This is a genomic window from Streptomyces sporangiiformans (genome assembly GCF_005768555.2).
GTDB lineage: Bacteria > Actinomycetota > Actinomycetes > Streptomycetales > Streptomycetaceae > Streptomyces > Streptomyces sporangiiformans.
The window spans coordinates 37,746-45,774 of record NZ_VCHX02000038.1; the positions used below are offsets into that span (position 1 = coordinate 37,746).

Below are 8,029 nucleotides of genomic sequence, written 5' to 3' on the forward strand. Positions count from 1 at the left end.
TCACTCTCCTTCGTCCATGACGGCGTCGCCGCCCTTGATGTGGCGGGCCGGGTTGTAGCCCTGCTCCATCAGGTCGACCGCCCAGGCCATCTCCTGGACGCCTTCGACCTTCGCCAATCCAGGGGAGAGACCGAGGCGGAAAGAGCCGGGCAGCGGCTTGCCGGAGGTGGTGTAGGGCAGGAAGTCCAGCGGCGAGGGGCCCCCGCTCGGGTAGACGACGCAGTCGGACAGCACCGCGAGCGGGTAAAGGCCGGTCGCCTTCGCGGTGTTGAGCATCTTACGGTGCATGTTGACGCGCGCCTTGGAGATGACGGCGGCGCGGATGTCAGGGCGCCAGGTCGGGCGCTCCAGCGCCGGCCAGCGCTCGCCGTCGCGGTAGTGGCGCCCCTGCGGCCGCTCCCTGAGCTTGCCCACACCGCCCTTGACCGTGGCCTTGATGGCGGCGAGGGCGGCCGCCCGGCCCGGGTCGACGTCCTTGTGCCGTTCCATCGCGGCGAGGAACGCGTGGTCGTCCAACTCCTTGCTGACACCCAGGTCGGCCATGGTGTCGACGTACGCGGCCTTGAGGCGGTCGTGCCACGGGTCCAGGTACGCGCCGGTCTCCCGCCGCAGGTATGCCTCGATCGGGGCGACGTTGTAGCCGAGTTCGACGGCGTAGGCGACGGTGTGGGTCTGGTACCAGGCCGGCCCCGTCGGGCGCTCGCCGGTTGGGGTGAACGGGGAAGGAAGGCGCGGGTCCAGCTCGATGTGGGAGAGGTCCACGTACCAGGAGCCGGGGATCTTCTTGTCGAACACCGGCCGCTGCACGCGTTCGGGGCCGGACAGTCCGACCACCAGCCGCGCGGCCGCGGCGAGGAAGGCCGTGTTGATGTCCAGGCCGATCGCGAAGGGCAGCAGGCACTCCTCATCGGAGAGGAGCTGCACATCGCGCACCCACTGGTAGGCCTCCTCGTCGAGGAAACCGCCGGTCCAGCCCTGCGCAACGGGGTGCTCGGCAGGCGCCTCCGGCGGGGCGGGGTCGACGGGCTCGGTGCCAAGGGAACCCGGGTTGTGCCCGGAGCCCCACTGACCGGTGGCGTCGTCCTTCACCGCGCGGGTCGGCGGGCGCAGAGCGGTCATCAGCTCCAGCCCGGACACCGCGGTGGAACCGCGCGGGGTGATGACACGCTGGGCATACACGCCCAGGACGCGGGCGATGTCGGCCGGCTCCATCTCGCTGACACCGGGCCAGGCCCGGGCGTCCAGCGCGCCCCAGGACAACACGGCGAGCTGCACGCACTGGCGCCGGCTGCCCTGCGCCGGACGATAGACCCTGGCCCACGGGCCGAAGCCGCGCTGAGTCAGTTTCCACTTCGCTCGGGTGATCTGCTTGAGGACCGGGTGGCCGTCCTCCAGGCGCAGGCTGCGGCGCTGCTCGTGGCCGTCCAGGCGCTCCGGGAGTCCGAGCTTCACGGCGGCCTGTGGGGTGAGCACGATCAGCGGGTCGGAGTCGCGGCCGTTGCGGTGCAGCTTCGGCGCGCCGAGGCCCGACTCGTGCAGGGTCCACTCCGCCAGCTCCGGGATGGTGGTGGCCGTGCAGTCCAGGACGATGCCCTCGACGCCGTACGCCTGCCCGTCGCCGTCCAGGACGGCCAGCGGCCCGTGCTGGTACGGGGCGGCTGCGATGTTCGGTACGACGCGCTTGCGGGCGGGGCGGCGCGACGAGGGGAGCCGGGGCGCGGCGGGGCGCGGCGGGTGGGGGGCGGCTTGGGCGGCGGGCTGCGGCATGGGCTGGGCTGCGGGGTCCGGTGCGGCCTGGGCTGCGGGCTCCCACGCGGCCTGGGCTGCCGGCTCTGCTGCGGCGGGTACCTCGGACGCTGCGGCGGTCTGCTCCTGCGTGGGACCGGTGGACGTCTCCGGAGCCGGCACGGCCTCCGGCACAGGCGCAGGCGTGGCGGCGGCCGCGGCGGTACTGGGCTTCGGGTACTTCGCTGCCCAGCCCTCCAGCAGCCGCTGGTACGCCTGCAGACGCGGCGGCCGCGGCTCGGAGCGCCCGTTCTCCCAGTTCTTCACCGTCTGCAGCGTGCTTTTGAGAGCCTGAGCCAGGCGGGCCTGGGTGATGCCGGCGGCCTCGCGCAGCCTCGCCCGCTCCGCCGGGGGCGGGAGCTGCGGCTCCTCCTCCAGCAGGGCGTCGACAGACGCGAACAGCTCTTCCTCTGTTGCCATTTCTGTCTACCTCCACCCGAAACACTAGCAGTCTTTAGCCTCAGTTTTAACCTGCAAATTTAACCCGAACTGATGCAATGTCGTGCGGAGCGGTGACGCCTGACGATTGGCAGGCGGCATGGTGTCCTGTGCCATCAAAGTTTGATCGTGTCACTGAAGGAGGACCTGGAGGTCGTCATGGGTGGTTCCTGCCGCGGCGCGGGAGGGGAGACGCAGGTCACATGCGCTCGTGTCACAACTTGCGGGAGCTGTTCCGTCGAAGGGGTGTAACCACCAACACGACGACTCAGGAGTGCACCATGGACGCTCGGTTGAACCTCATGGCCAGCCCGGTCGCAGCCAAGTTCGGGAAGCACATCGTCGCGGCGGGCAAGGTGCTCGAGGACTCGACGCTGCCGGCCGCGACGCGCGAACTGGTGAACATCCGCGCCAGCCAGATCAACGGCTGCGGTTTCTGCGTCGACATGCACACCAAGGATGCCGCGCACGCCGGGGAGACCTCGACGCGCCTCAACCTGGTCGCGGCCTGGCGGGAGGCCACGGTGTTCACCGATGCCGAGCGCGCTGCCCTGGAGCTGACGGAGCAGGGCACCCGCATCGCCGACGCGGCCGGTGGCGTCACGGACGAGGCCTGGGCGAATGCCGCCAAGCACTACGACGAGGAGCAACTCGCCGCCCTCGTGTGCGCCATCGCTCTCATCAACGCCTTCAACCGCGGGAACGTCATCGTCCAGCAGCCCGCCGGTGACTACCAGCCCGGCCAGTTCGCGTAACCAGGGTGCCTGGCCGAGACCGCCGGTGCCCCCGCGGCCGCAGCATCACACGCCCCGGGCGCCCCTGCCCGGGGCGCGTTGCCCCCTGCCTGAGGAGCCGATCAGATGACCGAACAGCGCACCGTCGACTTCTGGTTCGACCCCGTCTGCCCGTACACGTGGATCACATCGCGGTGGATGCTGGAGGTCACCAAGGTACGGCCGGTGACCGTCCACTGGCAGGTGATGAGTCTGTCGGTGCTCAACGAGCACCGGGACGACAACCCGGAGGGTGAGTGGGAGGACTACATGTGGGCACCGGTGCGGGTGTGTGCCGCGGTGGAGGAGCGGTTCGGTCAGCGGGCGCTCGGTGACCTCTTCACGGCGATGGGCACCCGCTTCCATCTCCAGGGCGACTGGGGGAACCTCACGGCGGCCCTGGCGGATGCCGGGCTGCCGGAAGAGACCGCGGAGGTCGCCGAGTCCACCGCGTACGACGAGGCGATCCGGTCCTCGCACGCACGGGCTGTTGCCCTGGCCGGCGGCGACATCGGCACCCCGGTCGTGTCGTTCGCCGGGCTCGGCGGCGAACGGGTCGGCTTCTTCGGTCCGGTCGTCTCCCCCACCCCCACCGGCGAGACGGCCGGACAGTTGTGGGACGGAATTCTGCTGATGGCCACAGTTCCGGGCTTCTACGAGGTCAAGCGCACCCGGACCGGGGAACCCCGGTTCGACATGGCCGGCTGAGCGCGGCACGTCCGGCGTGGGCTCGTGCCTTGCAGCCAACTACCCACCGGTGCCGGTGGGCTCGATGGTTGGCTCGGCGGTCCGACACAAGCCCAGCACCCTGCTCTGAGCGCGGCTCGGAGGGGAGGGCGACAAGTCAGACCGACCCGGGGCCCATCCCGCCCTTGAGGCGTTCCAGGTCGGAGGGGCGGACCTGGATGACCAGGACGGCGATCAGAGCGGCGATCACCGTGAAGATCGCCGCCATGATGAAGGCGGCCGAGACACCGGAGGTGAGCACCTCGTCGGCCCAAGGCCGCGGGAGCTCCCCGGTGCGTTCGAACCTCAGCCGCTCGGCCGGGGTCGCCTGCGCCAGGAAGCGCGGGATTTGCTCCTCCGCCTCGTTGGCGCTGGCCGTGCCGAACACCGTGACCAGGATGGACAGTCCGAGCGAACCACCCACCTGCTGGGTGGCGTTGAGGAGTCCGGAGGCCGCGCCCGTCTCTTGGACGGAAACGTTGGAGAGCGCCATCAGGGTGAGCGAGACGAACTCCATCCCCATGCCCAAACTGAAGACGAGCATCGGGCCCAGGACGCTGCCGGCATAGGTGGAGTGCACATCGGTCAGGGTCAGCCAGGCCAGGCCCGCCGCCGCCAGGATGGCGCCCACCACCATGAAGGGCTTGGGGCCGTACATGGGCAGGAATCGCGAGGCCAGCCCTGCGCCGATCGCGATGACCGCGCTGACCGGCAAGAAGGCGAGCCCGGCCTGCAGCGGGCTGAAGTCCAGCACGTTCTGCACGAAGAGCGTGAGGAAGAAGAACATGCCGAAGATCGCGGCGGCGAGGCACAGCATGATCCCGTAGGTGCCCGCACGGTTGCGGTCGGCGAACATGTGGAGCGGCGTGATCGGCTGCCTGGACCCCCTCTCGACCAGGATGAACACCGCGAGTACGAAGACGGCCGCTGCGAACGAGGCCAGCGTGAGCGCGTCCCGCCAGCCGTCCTGCGCGGCCCTGATGAATCCGTACACCAGCAGCACCATGCCCACGGTGGAGGTCAGTGCGCCGGTGACGTCGAAACGGCCCGGGTGGCGTTCGGACTCCTTGATCCAGCGGGGCGTGGCGAAGGCGATGAGCAGCCCGATCGGGACGTTGACGAAGAGCACCCACCGCCAGTTCAGCCACTCCACGAGAATTCCGCCCGCGAGCAGCCCGATCGCACCGCCGCCCGCCGAGACGGCGGCAAAGACCCCGAAGGCCCGGTTGCGCTCCGGGCCCTCCCGGAAGGTCGTACTGATCAGGGCGAGGGCCGTCGGGGACGCGATGGCGCCGCCGACGCCCTGGAGGGCGCGTGCGGCGAGGAGTTGGCCGGAGCTTTGGGCGAGTCCCCCGAGTAGGGAGGCGAGCACGAAGAGCAGAATCCCGAAGACGAAGACGCGCCGTCTGCCGAGGATGTCGCCGGCCCGTCCGCCGAGCAGCAGCAGGCCGCCGAAGGTGAGGGTGTACGCGTTGACCACCCAGGACAGGCTGGTGGTGGAGAACTCCAGGGAGCGCTGAATGTGCGGCAGCGCGATGTTCACGATGGTGATGTCCAGGACCACCATGAGCTGGCACGACGCGATGACCAGCAGCGCCATCGCGTTTCCGTCACCGCCCGCTTCCCGGGCGGTGCTCTGCGGTGCTGAGGACGGCTGCGGGCTGCTCATGGCGTGTCGCACTCTCGGGGGTCGAACCCTCGGGAGGGGGCGGTGGACGCTCCGTCCACCGCTGAGTCCACCGTTCGACGGTACGCCCGTGTCGTCGGCGCCACCACTCGATCAACGTCTTGACAGCGCTCCGCGAGGCAGTTCCCCTGCCAGATGAATCTTGCTGGTCAGGCCGCCCGGGGCCGGCCTCGTGTCACCAGCCGCCGATGTCACCTGCCGGCCGATGTCACCTCTCGTGTCCGCCTTGGCGCTCAGGTCCGAAAGCTCTCCCCGCCCGGGCCGGCCTGGCTCTGGATACAGTTGCCCGATGCGTGAAACGCCCGAAGAACTCAACGAGCTCCAGGCCCTGCTCGACGCCTCGCTGTCCCGCTCCACCAGCCACCTCCGCTCGATCGTCACCGAGCGCACGCTGACCGCGGAGCAGCTCACCCGGATCCTGACCGGCATGTGCACGCTCGCCCTGTCCACCGTGACGGCGAAGGGCGAGCCGCGGATCAGCGGCGTGGACGGGCATTTCCTGCACGGCAAGTGGTACTTCGGCACGGCGCGCAGCGCCGCCAAGGCCCGCCACCTCGCCGCCCGCCCGGCCGCCAGCGTTGCGCACATGCGTGGCGAGGACTTGGGCGTGTTCACGCACGGCACGGTGGAGACCCTCAACCCCGAGGACGGCGAGCCGACCGTCGACTGGCCGGACCTGCTCGCGTACTTCAAGGACTTCTACGGCGACGACGCCTTCGACTGGGACAACGAGGTCGTTTTCTACCGGCTGCGCCCGCACTGGATGACCGTCTACGCCCCCGACGTCTCGAAGCTCACCGCTGAGTGACCGCAGGCTCATCAGACAGCCCCGGGAGCTTGATGTGTGCGGCGAGAGGCAGGTGATCGCTGCCGGTCGCCGGGAGTGTCCATACCTCGGTGACAGTGGTCCCGCGGCCCATGACCTGGTCGATTCTGGCGACGGGGAAGGCTCTGGGCCAGCTGAACTCGAACTCTTCGTCCGAGGAGCTCAGTTGTGAGGTGATGGGCGACAGGCCACGGTCCTTGGTCGTTCCGTTGAGATCGCCCATCAGGAGCACATGGGCCGTCTTGTCCGCCGTGATCGCGTCGCCCAGCAGCGCCGCGCTCTCGTCGCGCCATTGTGCGTCGAATCCGTTGCTCGGCCTGATGCGGACCGAGGGCAGATGCGCCACGTATACGGCGATGTCGCGCCGCGGATCGATGCGTACGGTTGCCCGCAGGCCACGGCTCCAGTCGCGCTGTATCGCCCTGGGCCTGATGTCCATCACCTCGGTTTCCACCAGCGGATACCGCGACCAGAGCCCGACGGTGCCCATGACCGCGTGGTGCGGGTATCGGCTCCTGAACGTGGCCTTGTAGACCGCGACGGCGGGACCGGTCAGTTCTTCGAGGGCTATGAGGTCCGGTCCGGCGTCGATGATGGTGCGTGCGGTCGCTGACGGGTTGTCGTTCTCGTCGCTCACGTTGTGCTGCACCACTGTCAGGTCGTGTTCCACGGATCCCTGGGGCAGCAGGGAGGGGCCGTATTGGGCCGCCCAGACCGCTGCGGCCGCCAGGAGCGCGAGCAGCGCGGTTGCCGATCGGCGCAGGACGCCGAGGGGTAGCAGAATCGGGATCGCAAGTCCGAGCCAGGGAAGGAAGTTCTCGATCAGGCTGCCCAGGTTGCCGAGGGAGTTGGGCACGGCGGAAGGGAACAACAGGACGGACGCGGACAGCAGCGCGCAGATTCCGGGAAGGCGCCCGCGTGTCCATGTCGTTTGCCCGTTCGCGTCCCTCCTCCAGTTCTCCCTTCGGAAGGGGCTGTTGTACTGCGGGCTGTGCCTGGGCCGACGTCGGCTGTCGCTGGGGTCCTCTTCTTGATGGCCGCCTCCTTCGTTCTCCGACGCGCCACTGCCCACCCGTGGTTCCGACGTGCGCGGCAACCGGCGGCGCGGTTTCTTCACGGCGCGATCCGGATCCGGGCGGCGGGAAGGTTGTCGAGGATCGCCGCAACTGTTTGTTCCGGAGTCTGCTCCGAGCTGTCCAGCCAGAGCCCGATGCGCGGCGTCTCCTCGCGGAGGGCTTGGTCGAGGGCTTCGATGGTCCAGGCGCCGTATCCAGTCTTCGGCCGCAGGCGTTCCCTGGTCTGCACGGCTGCCGGGGTTGGGGCGAGAACGATGACATACAGCGGGCGAGTGTTCACGGCGGTGACGTACTCGTCCAGGTCCGTCCCGAGGATGACGTCCTGCACAACGGCGGTCCATCCGTCGCGCGCGTATTCGTCGGCCACCATTGCGGACAACCGGTAACGAAGCCGCAGTTGGGCCGTGGCTTCGGCAGTTGTCTCGGGCAGCAGCTCCTGCCTGCCGGACACGATCATCCGGCGGAAGGCGTCACCACGCACATGCGCCGCCCGAGGCAGCCGCGCGGCCAGCATGCTCGCGACGGTGGATTTCCCCGACGCCAGTGATCAGAACGACGGCGGAACCCAACTCAGCGCTCATACGGACCTCTCCGCCGGAAACAGAATGGGACGACCCTATGGGCACACCGCACTAAGAGGCCCTAACAAAGCCGTTGGACGTGGCGGTGGGTGATCAGGCAGATGGCGAGGCCGAGGAAGGCTTCGTGGATGTCGTCG

7 protein-coding genes are annotated in these 8,029 nt (G+C 69.2%); 3 read left to right on the top strand and 4 right to left on the bottom strand.

The window, feature by feature from the left end; all coding sequences use genetic code 11:
• The gene (gene tap / locus FGD71_RS02550; RefSeq protein ID WP_119098710.1) at positions 1–2,205 is read right to left on the bottom strand and encodes a telomere-associated protein Tap; all 2,205 of its coding nucleotides are present in this window, start codon (positions 2,203–2,205) and stop codon (positions 1–3) included.
• 299 nt (positions 2,206–2,504) lie between these two features.
• On the opposite strand from tap, the gene FGD71_RS02555 reads away from it, so the two are divergent.
• On the top strand, positions 2,505–2,978 hold the full coding sequence (locus FGD71_RS02555) for a carboxymuconolactone decarboxylase family protein (RefSeq protein WP_119098711.1): 474 nt from the start codon (positions 2,505–2,507) through the stop codon (positions 2,976–2,978).
• Positions 2,979–3,083: 105 nt separating this feature from the next.
• The gene (locus FGD71_RS02560) at positions 3,084–3,704 is read left to right on the top strand and encodes a mycothiol-dependent nitroreductase Rv2466c family protein (RefSeq protein WP_119098712.1); all 621 of its coding nucleotides are present in this window, start codon (positions 3,084–3,086) and stop codon (positions 3,702–3,704) included.
• 136 nt (positions 3,705–3,840) lie between these two features.
• On the opposite strand, the gene FGD71_RS02565 is transcribed toward FGD71_RS02560, so the two are convergent.
• The gene (locus FGD71_RS02565; protein ID WP_119098713.1) at positions 3,841–5,322 is read right to left on the bottom strand and encodes an MFS transporter; all 1,482 of its coding nucleotides are present in this window, start codon (positions 5,320–5,322) and stop codon (positions 3,841–3,843) included.
• 376 nt (positions 5,323–5,698) lie between these two features.
• Between FGD71_RS02565 and FGD71_RS02570 the strand changes: the two genes are divergently transcribed.
• The gene (locus FGD71_RS02570; RefSeq protein WP_119098714.1) at positions 5,699–6,217 is read left to right on the top strand and encodes a pyridoxamine 5'-phosphate oxidase family protein; all 519 of its coding nucleotides are present in this window, start codon (positions 5,699–5,701) and stop codon (positions 6,215–6,217) included.
• Here FGD71_RS02570 and FGD71_RS02575 read toward each other — a convergent pair.
• Positions 6,204–7,091, bottom strand: coding sequence for an endonuclease/exonuclease/phosphatase family protein (locus FGD71_RS02575; RefSeq protein ID WP_240436355.1), 888 nt, complete (start codon positions 7,089–7,091; stop codon positions 6,204–6,206). The two genes, FGD71_RS02570 and FGD71_RS02575, sit on opposite strands and share 14 nt — an antisense overlap.
• 257 nt (positions 7,092–7,348) lie before the next feature.
• The gene (locus tag FGD71_RS02580; protein WP_338120030.1) at positions 7,349–7,825 is read right to left on the bottom strand and encodes a phosphotransferase; all 477 of its coding nucleotides are present in this window, start codon (positions 7,823–7,825) and stop codon (positions 7,349–7,351) included.
• Positions 7,826–8,029 lie beyond the last annotated feature (204 nt).